We start from the raw sequence: 16,072 nt of genomic DNA, 5'->3' as shown, positions 1-16,072 counted from the left end.
TGGTGAAAATCATGAAAAAACCAGAAGAAACAAGAGTAGTTGTCGGAATGAGCGGTGGGGTGGATTCCTCTGTAACAGCTCTATTACTAAAAGAACAAGGTTATGATGTTGTCGGTATTTTTATGAAAAACTGGGATGACACAGATGAGACAGGCTTTTGTACAGCAACAGAAGATTTTGAAGATGTGGTACGAGTATGTAATCAACTGGATATTCCCTACTATGCGGTGAATTTTGAGAAACAGTATTGGGATAAAGTATTTACCTACTTCCTAGATGAATATAAAGCAGGTCGGACACCGAACCCTGATGTAATGTGTAACAAAGAAATTAAGTTTAAAGCATTTCTTGAACATGCCCTGTCCCTTGGTGCCGATTATGTGGCAACAGGTCATTATGCACAAATTCGCCGTAATGGAGATCGAGTTGAAATGCTGCGCGGGGTTGATGATAACAAAGATCAAACCTATTTCTTAAACCAATTATCAGAAGAGGTATTGGAAAAAGTGATGTTCCCATTAGGTCATCTGCCAAAATCTGAGGTCCGCAAAATTGCCAAAGAGCATGATTTGGCAACAGCTACGAAAAAAGACAGTACAGGCATTTGTTTTATTGGGGAACGCAATTTCAAAGAATTCTTAAGTGAGTACTTGCCAGCACAGCCAGGCAAAATGACGACACTTGCCGGTGAAGTAAAAGGCGAGCATGATGGCTTAATGTACTACACGATCGGTCAAAGACAAGGCCTTGGCATCGGCGGTTCCGGCGGGCCATGGTTTGTTGTCGGAAAAGATTTGGAGCGTAATGTGCTGTATGTTGGTGAAGAATATGAAAATGATGCGCTCTATTCTGATGGGCTGACAGCTGTTGATATTAATTGGATAAATGAAGCGCCAACAGAGCCTTTTCATTGTACAGCGAAATTCCGTTATCGCCAAACAGATGATGGAGTAACTGTTTATCCAAATCCGGATGGTACAGCAAAAGTTGTCTTTGATAACAGTGAACGGGCGATCACGCCAGGACAAGCGGTTGTCTTTTATCAAGATGAAGTATGCCTTGGTGGCGGAACGATTGATGAAGTAATTAAAAATGATCAAGCACTTGATTATGTAGGATAAGAGGACAGGACAGCACTTTTAAAAAGTCTGTCCTCTCTTTATATCAAAATCAAGTTTTGCTTAATTTTTTCACAGTGTTCAAGTAAAATAGGGGTATGGAGGTTTTATGACATGACAGAAATGGATCAGGGAATTCAATTAATGCAAGAAGGAAAATTGGAAGAAGCAGCGAAGTATTTTACAGAAGCAATTGAGGCAAATTCGGAAGAACCGGTTCATTATATTAATTTTGGCAATTTGTTATTACATATGAAAGACTATGACCGTGCCGTCAGGTTTTATGGAAAAGCAACAGAGCTGGACGGACAAGCGGCGACAGCCTTTTACGGTTTAGGGAATGTGTATTTTGAACAAGAGGACTTTAGTAAGGCAAGAGAGAATTTTCAAAAAGCCCTGCAGCTTGGTTTAGAGGAAGCGGACGTTTACTTTATGCTAGGTCTTGCTTGTTTGTATGATGAGAAGTTCAAATTTGCTTTACCATATCTGCAGCGGGCAACGGAATTAAATCCAGACGATGCAGATGTTCTGTTTCAATATGGCTTAGCACTTGCCCAGACAGAGCAGCTGGTTGAGGCGAAAAAAGTTTTTGAACAAGTGTTACAATTAGAGGAAGAACATAGTGATGCCCATTATAATTTAGGGGTGATCAGTTTATTTCATGATGATATCAATCAGGCATTGGCCCATTTTGACCAGGCATTAGCGATCCAGCCAGATCATTTGCTGGCAGGGAACGGAAAAACACAAATTGAGAAAATGTTAGCCGAAAATGAGTAAGTAAAGGGGTATTTTAGCAATGGAAACAGAACAAATCGTTGATCAGAAAAATTTTATAAAAGGGGAAATGATCCATACGATTTTTGAAAATAAAAATGAACATTTCTCCATTGCTAAAATCAAAGTGATTGAGACAAATCAACAGCTGGATGAGCAGGAGATTGTCGTAAAAGGCTATTTCCGCAGACTGGATCCCGGAGAAACGTATGAGTTTTATGGCAGACTTGTCGAGCATAAACGGTTTGGACGGCAGTTTCAAGTAGACAGCTATCAGCGGTTTTTGCCAGAATCAAAAGAAGGAGTTATAGCCTACTTATCCAGTGATTTGTTTCCAGGGATCGGCAAAAAAACAGCCGAACGCATTGTCACAACCCTTGGCGAAACAGCTTTATCGCAAATATTAACTGATAAAACTGTGCTTGGGCAGGTAAAAGGACTTCCTGATGACAAGCAGGAGAAAATCTATCAAATTTTGCAGGAGAACCAGGGTTTTGAGCATATTGTGATTGAATTGTCCAAATATGGATTTGGGCTCAAGATGGCCCAGAAAATGTACAGTGCATACAGGGAAGATACCCTCGAACACTTGTCACAAAATCCTTATTTATTTGTCTTTAAAGTGGATGGATTTGGTTTTCTGCGCGCAGATCAGATTGCGAGACAGAATGGGATTACTGTCGATCATCCGACAAGATTGCAGGCTGCCTGTATTTTTGTGCTGCAAAACAGTATCCAGGATGGCCACACTTATCTGCCGCTGGATTATTTGTTAAGTGAAATGGACCAGATGCTTGATGGGGTAACTAATGATATTTCCCCAGATAAAATGACGGAACAGATTGTTGAACTGAATAAAGAGAAAGAAATCATTGTGACAGATAATAAAGCTTATTTGCCATCCCTTTATTATTCGGAAACGGGCTTTTGTGCGCAAGTGAAGCGGATTGCGGATAAGAAACTGGAAAAACCGTTTACTGATGCGGAACTGTTAAAGATTGTCGGCAAAATTGAAGAAGAAGAGATCATCAGTTATGGCAAGGAACAGTATGAAGCGATCGAGACAGCTCTTTCTGAGAAAATTATGATTCTGACAGGCGGGCCGGGAACAGGGAAGACGACGGTTATTAAAGGGATAATTAATGCATATGCCCAAATCCATGACTTATCGATAAATAAGACAGATTATGATGATGATAAAGTCTATCCATTTGTTTTAACAGCTCCAACAGGCAGAGCAGCCAAAAGGATGCAGGAATCAACTGGAATTGAGAGTATGACCATTCACCGATTATTAGGCTGGGATGGCCATGAGACATTCGATAAAGATGAAGACAATCAATTAGAAGGAAAAATTATTGTGATTGATGAGTTTTCCATGGTCGATACATGGCTTGCCTACCAGCTGTTCCGCGCAATTCCCAGCCATATGCAAGTTCTGATTGTCGGCGATGAGGATCAATTGCCATCAGTAGGGCCAGGGCAAGTACTGTCAGACCTGCTGGCAAGCGGTTCTGTGGCATCGATCCAGCTGAAAGAAGTGTACCGGCAGAAAGAAGGCTCGAAAATCATTCAGTTGGCACATGAAATTAAAAACAGACAAGTCAAAGAGGAGACACTTGTAAAAGCAAATGACTTTAATTTTTTCCCCTGTCCGGAATATCAGGTTGTGGATATTGTCAGACAGATTGTCAAGAAGGCATATGATAAAGGTGTGGATCCAAAGCAGGTGCAGGTACTGGCACCAATGTACCGCTCCAAAGCAGGTATTCATAAATTGAACGAAGAGCTGCAGGCAGTCCTGAATCCCAAGGCGAGTGGTGTCAGGGAAATGCGTTTTGGTGATACCGTCTACCGCAAAGGGGACAAGGTGATCCAGCTTATCAATCAGGCGGAGGATGGGGTCTTTAACGGAGATATTGGCGAAGTTGTGGCCATTTTTGAAAAAGATGAGAACAAAGAGCAGGAAGAACAGCTTGTAGTTGCCTTTGATGAGAAAGAAGTAGCGTATGGAAAAGCGGATTTGATTAATTTAATGCATGCCTATTGTACATCCATTCATAAATCACAGGGCAGTGAATTCCAGATTGTGATTATGCCGATTATACAAGGCTATAACCGGATGTTGCGAAAGAATTTGATTTATACCGGAATCACACGGGCAAAGCAATCCTTGATTATTTGCGGTGACAAGGATGCATTCTTGCGTGGAGTGAGAACAGAAGACACTAATAAACGTTATACTTCATTGGTAAGTTATTTGCAGGAGCTTTTTGATGTAAAGGAAAAGGGAAAGCAGAAAGCTCAAGAACAGGACCAGGAGTTGACAGCAGATGAGAAACTTCTGGCAGTGGAAGTAGGTCAGGAGGAATTCTCCCCATATGATTTTATGGAATAAACACATCTATCGATAGGTGTGTTTTTTTTATAACCGATCCGGCCTGAATTATGTATAAATTCCCCACTTTTGGCAATACTGTCAAACAAAACGCAAAATAAAGTGAGGGAAGTGCTTGTGATTTGTCCAAACTGCAGAAGTAAAGATATCGGGATTATTGGGTCGAACCAATATTACTGTTGGAATTGTTATATTGAACTGTCGATACAGAATGGGATTCTGCATTTGCATGAAGTAGAATTAGATGGTTCATTAAGCTCGTTAAATGATTTGTTCTCTGAAGATGAACGAAAGGTAGAAAGGTCTTAAGTATGGCTGATCAAACGAAAAGAATACGAACAGTATTAAAGCTTGTCATCCTTTGTTTGACGGTTTTATTTCTTTATTTAATGATCACATTGTTTCCTTTCTATAAAAATATATTACTGATTGTTTTTCAAATTTCACTCCCATTTTTAATTTCTGGATTAATTGCCTATTTGCTGCATCCGGTAATTGAATGGATTTATGAAAGAAAGATACCAAGACCTGTCGCCATATTAGCAATCTATTTATTATTTTTCTTACTTGTGGGATTTGGTATCTACTATTCCTTGCCGACAATGCTCCGGCAAATTCAGGAGTTTCAGACAAATATACCAAATCTGGTTAATTCCTATCGCTTATTCATTTATGACCTGTATGATCAGACATCGTTTCTGCCAGAAGGATTTCATGATCGTATGGACGCTTTTTTTAGTGAGATGGAAACAAGCCTGGCTGACCGGATCACCTCCCTTTTGAAAAATATCAATGTATTGTTTGATATGTTTGTCATGATTGCGGTTATTCCAATTTTGACTTTTTATTTTCTTAAAGATTACCAAAAGCTCCAGCATAGTGTTCTGCACATCATTCCTGCTAAGTATCATGCTTTTACCAAAAATTTGGCGGATAAAATGGAAAACAGTCTTGGCCAGTATATCCGCGGCCAGATTCTTGTCTGCTTTCTTGTCGGGTTATTAAGTTTTCTGCTCCTTAAATGGATTGGGATGACATATGCCTTATTGCTTGCAGTAATCATCGGTTTTACCAACTTTATTCCCTATTTCGGTCCGGTGATCGGAGCAATTCCGGCATTACTGATTGCCTTTACCGTATCACCTAACATGGTCTGGTATGTTCTTTTGGTTATTATGGCAGTGCAATTAGCTGAAGGCAATTTATTGTCACCATTTATTGTAGGAAAGAGTATGCACATTCATCCTGTCTATATTATCTTAACTTTATTTATTGCAGCAAAGATTGCAGGAGTGATTGGCATGATTCTGGCAATTCCAATGCTTGCAGTTGGCCGTGTTGCGGTTCCGCTGATTATGAAACAGGTAAAAGAAATTGACAGATAGGCAAAAATTATCTATAATATGCTAGCGAAGTCATATTTACAAACATGTATCATCAGCATACATATTGAATAAAACGTTGAAGAACAAGAGTAGATGGCTACCGTTTATAGAGAGGAATTTCCTTAGGCTGGAAGAAATTCTAAATGCAATGGTCATTGAAGCTGGTTCGAAGTGCAGTTAATCCCTGCCGTTTGTCCACGTTACGGACATTAAGCTGATAGCAATTCCTTGCTATAATTAGGGTGGTACCGCGGAAATTATACTCTCGTCCCTGCATCAAGCAGTGATGGGAGTTTTTAATATGTTTAGAAAAGTTAATCCAAGTCTCACTTTATATTATGAAATTATTCACTAAAAGGACGAGCAAATGCGCGTTCTTCTAATAAAATGGAGGGTTAGAATATGAAAAAGCTTACTTCAGCGCAAGTGCGCCAAATGTTTCTCGATTTCTTTCAGGAAAAAGGTCATAGTGTGGAGCCCAGTGCTTCTTTAGTACCACATGAAGATCCAACATTATTATGGATCAACAGTGGTGTGGCAACATTGAAAAAATACTTCGATGGACGAGTAGTGCCGGAGAATCCACGTATTACCAATGCACAAAAATCAATCAGAACAAATGACATCACGAATGTTGGTTACACAGCACGTCACCATACATTCTTTGAGATGCTTGGGAATTTCTCCATTGGAGATTATTTTAAAGAAGAAGCGATTGATTTTGCATGGGAGTTCCTTACAGGAGAAAAATGGATTGGCTTTGATCCGGAAAAATTATCTGTCACGGTACACCCGGAGGATGAAGAAGCGTATGTATTATGGCGGGACAAAATCGGTTTGCCAGAAGAGCGGATCATCCGCATTGAAGAAAACTTCTGGGATATCGGGGAAGGGCCAAGTGGGCCAAATACCGAGATTTTCTATGATCGCGGTGAGAGCTATGGCAATGATTTCGAAGATCCGGAATTATATCCAGGCGGGGAAAACGAACGTTATCTGGAAATCTGGAATTTAGTATTCTCTGAATTTAACCATAATCCGGATGACACATATACACCGCTGCCGAAGAAAAATATTGATACAGGGATGGGACTCGAACGTCTTGTCAGTGTGATTCAAGGTACCAGAACAAATTTTGAAACAGATTTATTTCTGCCAATTATTCAGGAAACGGAAAAGATCGCTAATACAAAATATAATGCGTCAGAAGAAGCGGATGTTTCTTTTAAAGTTATTGCAGACCATATTCGTACGGTTACATTTGCGGTAAGTGATGGAGCATTGCCATCAAATGAAGGCCGCGGCTATGTATTAAGACGATTATTACGCCGGGCAGTAAGATATGCCAAACAAATCGGCATTGAAAAACCATTTATGCATGAGCTTGTTCCAACTGTTGCCGGAATTATGGAAGCATTCTATCCAGCAGTGAAGGAAAAACAGGATTTTATTCAGAATGTGATCAAAACAGAAGAAGAAAGATTTCATGAAACATTGCAGGAAGGCTTGCAGATCCTGAATGCTGTAGTGGAAAAGGAAAAAGAAACGGGAAGTACCGTTTTCCCTGGGGAAGAAGTCTTCCGTTTATATGACACCTATGGTTTCCCGAAAGAATTAACCGAAGAATATGTGGCAGAAGCTGGCTTTACGATTGATGAAGCAGGATTCGAAACAGAGATGGAAAAACAGCGGGACAGAGCCCGTAATGCGAGACAAAAAGTTGATAGCATGCAGATTCAGGACGGTGTTTTAGCAAGTATTACAGAAGAAAGCCAATTTGTCGGATATGATCAATTGTCTGTAACATCAAGCATCAGCGCGATTGTAGTGGAGAAAGAAACTGTGGATTCTGTTTCTGCCGGCAAAGAAGCATATGTGATTTTAAAAGAAACACCTTTCTATGCGGAAAGTGGTGGACAAATCGCGGACAAAGGTTTGATTATCGGGCAAAATGGACAAGCTGAAGTAGTAGATGTCCAAAAAGCGCCAAATGGCCAGAATTTGCATAAAATTGTGGTGAAGGAAGGTACGTTGGCAGAAGCGGAGCAGGTTACAGCAGCAGTTGACCAGACTTCCCGCCAGTTTATTGTCAAAAATCATACGGCAACACACTTATTGCATCAGGCATTAAAAGATGTGTTAGGTACACATGTCAATCAGGCAGGTTCCATGGTTGCTGCGGAAAGACTGCGTTTTGACTTTTCTCATTTTGGTTCCGTAACAGCAGAAGAAATGGTGAAGATTGAACAGATTGTCAATGAAAAAATCTGGGCATCCATTGCGGTTAATATCAGCAACAAAAAACTTGCTGAAGCTAAAGAAATGGGAGCAATGGCAGTGTTTGGAGAGAAATACGGCGATGTTGTAAGAGTAGTGCAAATTGGGGATTACAGCCTGGAACTTTGCGGTGGCTGTCATGTCCGTAACTCGGCAGAAATCGGCTTATTTAAAATTGTGTCAGAATCAGGCATTTGAGCTGGTACGAGACGGATCGAAGCTGTAACAGCCAAAGCAGCATATGAGTATGTCAATGAAAAGCACCACCAGTTAAAAACAGCTGCAGGCTTGTTAAAAACGAAAGAAGACCAAGTAAATGACCGAATTGAGTCTCTATTTAAAGATATGAAAGAACAGCAGCGTGAGATTGAATCACTGCGAGGGAAGATATCTCAACTTGAAGCATCCTCTATTTTGGATGATGTCAAAGAAATTAATGGTGTAAAAGTTTTGGCAAAACAAGTGGATGTGTCTGATATGAACCAATTACGTCAGATGGTGGATGATATGAAGCAAAAGCTTGATACAGCAATCATCCTGCTAGCAGCGGTACAAAACGGGAAAGTACAGTTAGCGGCAGGTGTGACCAAAGACTTAGTGAAGGAATATCATGCTGGTAATCTGATTAAAGAAACTGCCAAAATCTGCGGCGGCGGCGGTGGCGGCCGACCAGACATGGCACAGGCAGGCGGAAAAGATCCAAACAAATTACCGGAAGCATTAGCATATGTAGAAAAATATGCACAAAAAGAAGGTTAAGTTTGGTAATTTTACAGGATAAGCTGTATAATGATTAGATATAGTGATCATGTTACATCAATGCAATATTGCTGTATTATTAGATGACAGTTTTTTTCAAGATCATGTTCTAGCAATTAATGGGGGTGCTTCCATGGATGGAATGGATAAAACAATGAAATTTAATTTTGCTGATGAGCCCGTTGAAAAGGATGTAAGTGAGGTCTTATTACTCGTACACGAAGCCCTTGAAGAAAAAGGTTATCATCCGATCAATCAAATTGTCGGCTATTTATTATCAGGTGATCCAGCCTATATTCCCCGTCATAAGGATGCACGAAATTTAATAAGGAGAATTGAGCGTGATGAGATAATTGAAGAACTGGTTCAATATTACATCAGCTCAAATAAACATAATGAATAAAGTATTAGGACTAGATGTCGGTTCAAAAACAATCGGAGTTGCGGTGAGTGATGCTCTTGGCTGGACAGCCCAGGGTCTTACCACACTCTATTGGGAAGAGCCTGACTATTCGTCAGTTGAGGAAGATTTCCGTCAATTGATTGAGGAAAATGATATAAACAAGATCGTGGTCGGCTTACCAAAGAATATGAATGGTACGATTGGTCCAAGAGGTGAAGCTTCACAGGATTTTGCAGCTTTTATGGAAGAAACTTTTTCTGTTGAAGTGATCTTTTGGGACGAAAGATTAACAACAATGGCTGCAGAGAAAGTTTTGCTCGAAGCAGATATGAGCCGGAAAAAACGCAAGAAAGTAATCGACAAAATGGCTGCCGTAATGATATTACAAGGCTATTTGGACAGTATATAAAGTGAGACTTTGATCTGTGGGGCGATTTTCCCCACAGATCATTAGCGAAACTTATCAGGATGTTTAGCGTCTGTTATCCCCAAATTACTTACTAAATGTAGCCCTGAACGAAAGATGGGATATTACAGACGGTTAACGCTGTGTTAAAGTGAGAATTTAAGGAGGTTTTTACTGTGGCATTAGAAGAAAAAGAACGAATTATTATCCCTGACGAGAACGGGGAAGAGCATCTGTTTGAAGTATTGTTTACATTTGATGTAGATGAAACAGAACAATCTTATGTAGCAGTAGTACCTGCAGATCAGAAAGATGACGAGGAAGTAGAAGTTTTTGCTTTTCGTTACGAAGAAAAAGACAATGACGACGACCTCTCTCTCTACCAGATTGAGTCAGAAGAAGAATGGGAAATGGTCGAAGAAGTACTAAACACCATCGCCGACAACGAAGACTTGTCAGAATAAACATCACAACAACCCGCTTCCAAGCCGAAGCGGGTTGTTCTATTGGATAATTATTTCATAGACTAACAATAGATGACTTATATAAATAGAAGAGACCCTAATAAAGCATAGATACCGATGAGAGGATGAAATATTATATGTCGAACTCAGCTTAATAAATCAATATGTGTAGCACGTGTATTATCCCGATGTAATATTTGCACCGGAAAATACAAAGCTCATTTCAAGTGTAGTAAATAAACGGAGACTCCTGCGGGATCAGAGGCCTAGACGAGACCCCGCAGAAAGCGGTCTTTGCGAACGAGGAGGCTTGTCAGACACCCGCGGAAAGCGCAGTTTATTTACGGAACGACGTATCACTCAAGATTAAAATTAGAAAGTTATCGCGTTTTGGCAGTAAAGAGAGTCTTTAAAAATATCAAATATTACAATTAAAAGACATTTAATGGCTAATCTTTCTTCCTCTGTTTCCCTTTGCCGAAAATTGTAGTATAATATATCGGGTGAAAGGGGGATACTCTGATGAGTAAGAGTACCGACGATTCGAACAAAAAAGAGAGAAAGAAACCGACATATAAAGAGATCGCACAGGAACGAGGCAGAGAGGCCAGTATTGCGAGAAAAATCTTCTTTTTTATTTTTATCATATTAATTGCTTTCATTGTGATTGGTGGATATTCCGCATACAAATATGTTGCAAACGGTTTAGCGCCAGTAGAGCCAGACACTGAAGAACAAGTGCAAGTGACCATTCCAATGGGATCGAGCACAACAGATATTGCCACAATTCTTGAAGATGCGGGTTTAATAAATAACAGCCTGATCTACCGGTTTTATGTCAAATTCAATAATGCTGCAGACTTTCAGGCAGGTGATTATACACTTTCTCCTTCCATGACATTGGCAGAGATAACATCCCAGTTGGAGACAGGTACTGTTCACAAAGAGGCCGTTTTGCGCGTTACCGTACCAGAAGGACGTAATATCGAAGAAATCGCCACAATCTATGAGGAAAATGCCGGAATTAACCGGGAAGAATTTTTAGAAAAAATGAATGATCAAGCATATATACAAGAATTAATGGAAACATATCCGAACATTTTAACGGAAGAAATCTTACAAGAAGACATCCGCTATCCATTAGAAGGGTACTTGTTCCCGGCGACGTATGAATTCTATGAAGAAGAGCCTACCATTGATACCATCGTCACGAATATGCTTAACAAATCAAGGGACATTCTTTTTATCTATATGGATCAAATCGACAGTCTGGAGCAATTTACGATCCATGATATTGTAACATTTGCCTCATTGGTAGAAGAGGAAGCACCATCAATGGAAGACAGGAAACGTATTGCTGGCGTGTTCTATAATCGTATGGCACAGGATATGATGCTGCAGACAGACCCGACGGTAATCTATGCCCATGGCGAACATATCTCGCGCTTAACTTATGAGGATTATGAAATTCAGTCACCTTACAATACGTATACAGTAATGGGTCTTCCTGTTGGTCCAATCGCGAACTATGGTGAGAGCTCCCTGCAGGCAGTTTTAGAACCAGAAGACTCTAATTATTTATATTTCCTGGCAGATGCAGAAGGAAATGTTCATTATTCAGAAACATATGAACAACACCAGGCTTATGAACAACAATATATCCATTCACAGGATTAATTAATGGGGAAGCAGGGTTCCATACGCCCTGCTTTTCCCGTTTCATAAAGAAAATGATATCTTTGCAAGGAAAAGAGGGGCAAGCATTGTTAGATCCTAATGTACTATCATACTTAGTAAACTTAAATCAAAAGAATGAACAATGGATAAGAGAATTAGAAGATGAGGCCATAGAAAACCATGTTCCGATAATGGACAAGATCGGGATTGCTTTCTTGGAACAAATTATCCGAATCAAACAGCCTGAGAACATTCTTGAAATAGGTGCAGCAATTGGTTATTCTTCCTTAAGAATGGCATATGCATATAAACACACAAAGATTGTAACAATAGAACGAGATCAGGCAATGTATGAACGGGCAACTCATCATATTGCAGAACGCAAGAAAGAAGATCAGATTGATGTTATTTTCGGCGATGCACTGGATGTAGCAGAAACAGTGGAACAAAAAGCACCATATGATCTGATTTTTATTGATGCAGCCAAAGGTCAATATCAGAAATTCTTTACAATGTATGAGAAAATGCTGAGCCCGGATGGTATGATTGTGACAGACAATGTACTGTTTCGCGGTCTTGTAGCAGATCATCGTGATGCAAGCAAAAGAATGCAGAAATTAGCAGAAAAAATTAACAGTTACAATAAGTGGTTAACTGATCACGGCAGTTATCATACAACCATTCTTCCCGTTGGAGACGGGATAGCAATAAGTGTACCAAAAGCAAAAGAAGAGGTGTCCGAATAACATGGAAAAGCACAAGCCAGTCATCATTGGAGTTGCAGGAGGATCCGGCTCCGGGAAAACTTCTGTAACAAGACAAATAGAGAACCGTTTTACAGATCAGTCTGTTCTTGTTATTGAGCAGGATTATTATTATAAAGATCAATCAGACTTGCCGATGGAAGAGAGATTAAAAACAGATTATGATCATCCGCTCGCATTTGATAATGACCTTTTGGTCGAACATATTAAAGCATTATTAAATCATCAGCCTGTCAACAAACCAGTCTATGATTATACCTTGCATACACGTTCAGAAGAAGTAATTCCAATTGAACCAAAGGATGTTATCATTATTGAAGGGATCTTAATCCTTGATGATCCAAGGTTAACAGAGTTAATGGACATTAAAGTGTTTGTTGATACAGATGCAGACCTGCGCATTATCCGCAGATTACTTCGGGATATTAAAGAAAGAGGACGCTCGATTGACTCTGTTATCAATCAGTATATACAGACAGTAAGACCTGCTCATTTGCAATTCATTGAGCCATCGAAGCGGTATGCAGACATTATCATTCCTGAAGGCGGCCAGAACACTGTTGCTATCGATATACTGGCAACAAAAATAGAGAAAGTCCTCCATGATGGGAACGGTCAGAATATGTGATCTATTTTTGATTACAGAAACGGATAGAAAACTATTGAAAAAATCGATAAAATCTGCCATAGTAATGGTTAGTAAAATATTTTTAGCAAGCAGAGTCCGATGGTTTCCTCATTCGACAAACCAAGCTATAAATATTAGGGATAAATATAAGATTGATTCATAAAATGAAACAACAATCATGTTAATCAATCGGTACAATGTATATAGAAGGAGTGTAGGACAGTGCCAGAAGATAAAAGTTATTATATGACCCAAGAAGGTAAAGAAAAATTAGAACAAGAATTAGAATATTTAAAAACGGAAAGAAGACAAGAAGTAGTAGAAAGAATTAAAATCGCCAGAGGATTTGGTGATTTATCGGAGAACTCAGAATATGATGCGGCTAAAGATGAGCAGGCATTTGTTGAATCAAGAATTGCTCAGGTTGAGAATATGATCCGTAATGCTGTTATCATTGAGAATGACAACGAGAATCCGGACACGGTAGCATTAGGGAAAACGATCACATTCCAGGAACTGCCTGATGGGGAAGAAGAAAGCTATACCATTGTCGGCAGTGCAGAAGCTGATCCGTTCGAAGGAAAAATTTCGAATGATTCTCCAATCGCCAAAAGCCTCCTGGGACATTCTGTTGGAGAAGAGTTAACGGTTCCAACACCAGCTGGTGATATGGAAGTAAAGATTTTAAAAGTAGAATAGATAGATGCAAAAAAAAGATGTCTATATCACATAGGCATCTTTTTCTATATAAGTTATGTAGTCATTCTTAAGCATTAATTGGTTCAATTAAATGAGTTGGTTTTAATTTTTCTTCAATAAATTTCTCTTTTTGTTTGTCTAAAATAAGTGCAAAGAGAATATCTTCTGTAATGGAGTGAAATTGTAATGTGTTCCCATCAAAAAAATAAATATCAAGTAAAAGTTTCTCTTTGTCATAGCCAATGGAATCAAATGAGTTCAATTGCCACAAATCACGATTAAAAGTAGTCGTTCTCAACAATATTCACTCTCCTCACTTTTCATAGAGGTTTCCTTATCTTCCCTCAAGATTACAATAATTCACTATTTTGCATTCGAGGTACTTGTACTAATTTCCGGAGTTTAAGCACATCATGGGATTCTGTCTTGAATAGAACTCCTTGAGACTTGTTAACCCTCCTTTTAAAAATAGATCTTTTAAAACCTCTATATGGTTATATTCCATATATATGTTCAAAATCCTGCAAAAATGACAAAAAAAGAAGAAAATCGTAATAGAAATTTAATATTTTTTTCTTAACAGATTTTTGCTATAAGATATTGATATTTAGTATAATAGAGTCTCGGGAGGGTGAGAATATGGCAGATCAGTATGGAAATATCACAAGATCCAATCGTTTCAGTAAAAAAAGAAAAAGCACCAAAACTCTGACAATACTCTATATCTCAGGTTTCATTCTGCTGGTTGTGTTGATTGCAGTGTTACTGCTTGGCGGCAATGATGAAGAGGCCGCTGGAACAAATGATCAGCAGACAGAAAATGAAGGATCTGAAGGAAATAATCCAAACAGTCCGGAGAATCAAGTGATTTTAGAAGATGACGAGAATGATGAATCGGATGCAAACAGTGACTCAACCACAGAAGAACCTTTAGTCGTGGAAGTTCCTGATGAGGAAGATGAAAACCAATCATCAGACCATGATGAAGAAAGTAATCAGAATGGTGAGCAGAATGAACAAAATGAACAAGCAAATAATAATAATAATGCAGAGACGTATGATGTGGAACCAGCTGGAGAAAATGTAAAGAAAGCATATGAAGGCAACTGGCAGCCTGTTGGGACAGAACAGGAAGGACCGCATGTAACAGAGTATGATGATGGATCTGTTGACAGAAAAGAAATGAGCAGGGCAGTGGAAGTGGCAACAGGTATTCCGGCAGGACAGCAGATTACCTGGTGGGCTGGAAGAGCTGGTGAAGATGCAGTCGAAGTTACGGTATCCCCGGACTCAGATGAATCACAAGTCTACCGAGTTCATCTGGTGTGGGTGGAAGAGCAAGGATGGCAGCCTACATTAGTAGAAGAACTGATTGAGAATAAAAGAAACTAGGGGGAATAACGTTGATCGGTATTATCGGAGCAATGGATGAAGAAGTAGAATTATTAAAGAACAAAATGGACCTGAAAGAACATAAGGTAATTGCCAGAGGCGACTTTTATATTGGTGAAATGGAAGGAAAAGAAGTAGTTCTGTTAAAATCTGGTATCGGTAAAGTGAATGCAGCCATTGCGACGACTATTTTATTTGAAAAGTTCCAGCCGGAGTTTGTGATTAATACAGGCTCAGCAGGCGGTTTTCACCATGATTTGGAAGTAGGGGATATTGTTATCTCTTCATCTGTCGTTCACCATGATGTGGATGTAACGGCATTTGATTATGAATATGGCCAGGTGCCTGGACTGCCAGCATCATTTGAGGCAGATCCTGTGCTTATTGAAAAAGCGATGAGTGCCGCTAAGCATTTAACTGATGTTCAGGCAATGAAAGGTTTAATTTCGACAAGTGATACATTTATGCAGGATGAGGACAAAATAGCGTTTGTCCGCAGTAAATTTCCGAATCTAATTGCAGCAGAAATGGAAGCAGCAGCAATTGCACAGGTATGTTATCAATTTGAAACACCATTTGTAGTGATTCGCGCACTTTCCGATATTGCAGGCAAGGAATCTTCTGTATCATTTGATGCCTTTCTTTCGAAAGCAGCAGAAAACGCCGCTAATTTGATAATGGACGTTGTGAAAAACTCTTAATTGGAAAAGCAGCTGGTCAAATAGAGATCAGCTGCTTTTTGTTACACGTTAGGAAAGTATAAAATTTCTGCAAGGAAGTATCGATCGACGCAGTAGAAATTTTGAAGTACAAAGTATAAGAAAAACTAGCACATTCGCTAAAAGACGAGCGAATGCGAGTTTTTCTAATCAGTAAAGAAAGTATAAAATTTTGACTATATAATATTCGCTGACAGAAACGGCCA

At 39.4% G+C, this 16,072-nt stretch carries 15 protein-coding genes, 1 pseudogene and 1 other annotated feature; of the genes and pseudogenes, 15 read left to right on the top strand and 1 reads right to left on the bottom strand.

From position 1 onward, the window contains the following. Window positions 1–11: 11 nt before the first annotated feature. The 13 genes and pseudogenes from mnmA to greA all read left to right on the top strand — a co-directional run bounded on the left by mnmA (window position 12) and on the right by greA (window position 13,755). Window positions 12–1,121, top strand: a complete 1,110-nt coding sequence (gene mnmA, locus F9U64_RS18030) for a tRNA 2-thiouridine(34) synthase MnmA (RefSeq protein WP_153406299.1) — start codon at window positions 12–14, stop codon at window positions 1,119–1,121. 111 nt (window positions 1,122–1,232) lie between these two features. Beyond that, entirely contained in the window at window positions 1,233–1,898 is a 666-nt protein-coding gene (locus F9U64_RS18025; protein WP_153406298.1) for a tetratricopeptide repeat protein, read from the top strand. A 19-nt stretch (window positions 1,899–1,917) separates the two neighbouring features. Beyond that, entirely contained in the window at window positions 1,918–4,293 is a 2,376-nt protein-coding gene (gene recD2 / locus F9U64_RS18020) for an SF1B family DNA helicase RecD2 (RefSeq protein WP_153406297.1), read from the top strand. A 111-nt stretch (window positions 4,294–4,404) separates the two neighbouring features. After that, window positions 4,405–4,602, top strand: a complete 198-nt coding sequence (locus F9U64_RS18015; RefSeq protein ID WP_153406313.1) for a hypothetical protein — start codon at window positions 4,405–4,407, stop codon at window positions 4,600–4,602. Between the two features lie 2 nt (window positions 4,603–4,604). Next, on the top strand, window positions 4,605–5,678 hold the full coding sequence (locus F9U64_RS18010) for an AI-2E family transporter (protein ID WP_153406296.1): 1,074 nt from the start codon (window positions 4,605–4,607) through the stop codon (window positions 5,676–5,678). A gap of 67 nt (window positions 5,679–5,745) precedes the next feature. Beyond that, window positions 5,746–5,954: a binding site (T-box leader), on the top strand. A gap of 126 nt (window positions 5,955–6,080) precedes the next feature. After that, window positions 6,081–8,714, top strand: a pseudogene (gene alaS / locus F9U64_RS18005) (alanine--tRNA ligase). Window positions 8,715–8,847: 133 nt separating this feature from the next. Further along, window positions 8,848–9,117, top strand: coding sequence for an IreB family regulatory phosphoprotein (locus tag F9U64_RS18000; RefSeq protein WP_153406312.1), 270 nt, complete (start codon window positions 8,848–8,850; stop codon window positions 9,115–9,117). After that, entirely contained in the window at window positions 9,110–9,526 is a 417-nt protein-coding gene (gene ruvX, locus F9U64_RS17995; RefSeq protein WP_153406295.1) for a Holliday junction resolvase RuvX, read from the top strand. The genes F9U64_RS18000 and ruvX overlap by 8 nt, the downstream gene beginning before the upstream one ends. 173 nt (window positions 9,527–9,699) lie before the next feature. Next, window positions 9,700–9,987: a DUF1292 domain-containing protein gene (locus F9U64_RS17990; RefSeq protein WP_153406294.1), complete on the top strand. Its 288-nt coding sequence runs from the start codon at window positions 9,700–9,702 to the stop codon at window positions 9,985–9,987. A 522-nt stretch (window positions 9,988–10,509) separates the two neighbouring features. Further along, entirely contained in the window at window positions 10,510–11,664 is a 1,155-nt protein-coding gene (gene mltG, locus F9U64_RS17985; RefSeq protein WP_153406293.1) for an endolytic transglycosylase MltG, read from the top strand. Window positions 11,665–11,750: 86 nt separating this feature from the next. After that, window positions 11,751–12,410 (top strand): O-methyltransferase, encoded by a 660-nt coding sequence (locus F9U64_RS17980; RefSeq protein WP_228275786.1) that lies wholly within the window; start codon window positions 11,751–11,753, stop codon window positions 12,408–12,410. 1 nt (window position 12,411) lies between these two features. Continuing rightward, on the top strand, window positions 12,412–13,056 hold the full coding sequence (udk, locus tag F9U64_RS17975) for a uridine kinase (RefSeq protein WP_153406291.1): 645 nt from the start codon (window positions 12,412–12,414) through the stop codon (window positions 13,054–13,056). 222 nt (window positions 13,057–13,278) lie between these two features. After that, on the top strand, window positions 13,279–13,755 hold the full coding sequence (gene greA / locus F9U64_RS17970; protein ID WP_153406290.1) for a transcription elongation factor GreA: 477 nt from the start codon (window positions 13,279–13,281) through the stop codon (window positions 13,753–13,755). Between the two features lie 67 nt (window positions 13,756–13,822). On the opposite strand, the gene F9U64_RS17965 is transcribed toward greA, so the two are convergent. Further along, window positions 13,823–14,056: a KTSC domain-containing protein gene (locus F9U64_RS17965; protein ID WP_153406289.1), complete on the bottom strand. Its 234-nt coding sequence runs from the start codon at window positions 14,054–14,056 to the stop codon at window positions 13,823–13,825. A 338-nt stretch (window positions 14,057–14,394) separates the two neighbouring features. On the opposite strand from F9U64_RS17965, the gene F9U64_RS17960 reads away from it, so the two are divergent. Then, complete coding sequence (locus F9U64_RS17960) at window positions 14,395–15,147, top strand: YrrS family protein (protein ID WP_153406288.1); 753 nt, start codon at window positions 14,395–14,397, stop codon at window positions 15,145–15,147. Window positions 15,148–15,158: 11 nt separating this feature from the next. After that, window positions 15,159–15,848: a 5'-methylthioadenosine/S-adenosylhomocysteine nucleosidase gene (gene mtnN / locus F9U64_RS17955; RefSeq protein WP_153406287.1), complete on the top strand. Its 690-nt coding sequence runs from the start codon at window positions 15,159–15,161 to the stop codon at window positions 15,846–15,848. The last annotated feature ends 224 nt before the right edge of the window (window positions 15,849–16,072 follow it).

Source organism: Gracilibacillus oryzae (assembly GCF_009498735.1).
GTDB classification, from domain to species: Bacteria; Bacillota; Bacilli; order Bacillales; family Amphibacillaceae; genus Gracilibacillus; species Gracilibacillus oryzae.
Note: the sequence above shows the minus strand (reverse complement) of the source record. Positions and strands in the feature narration are given on the sequence as shown.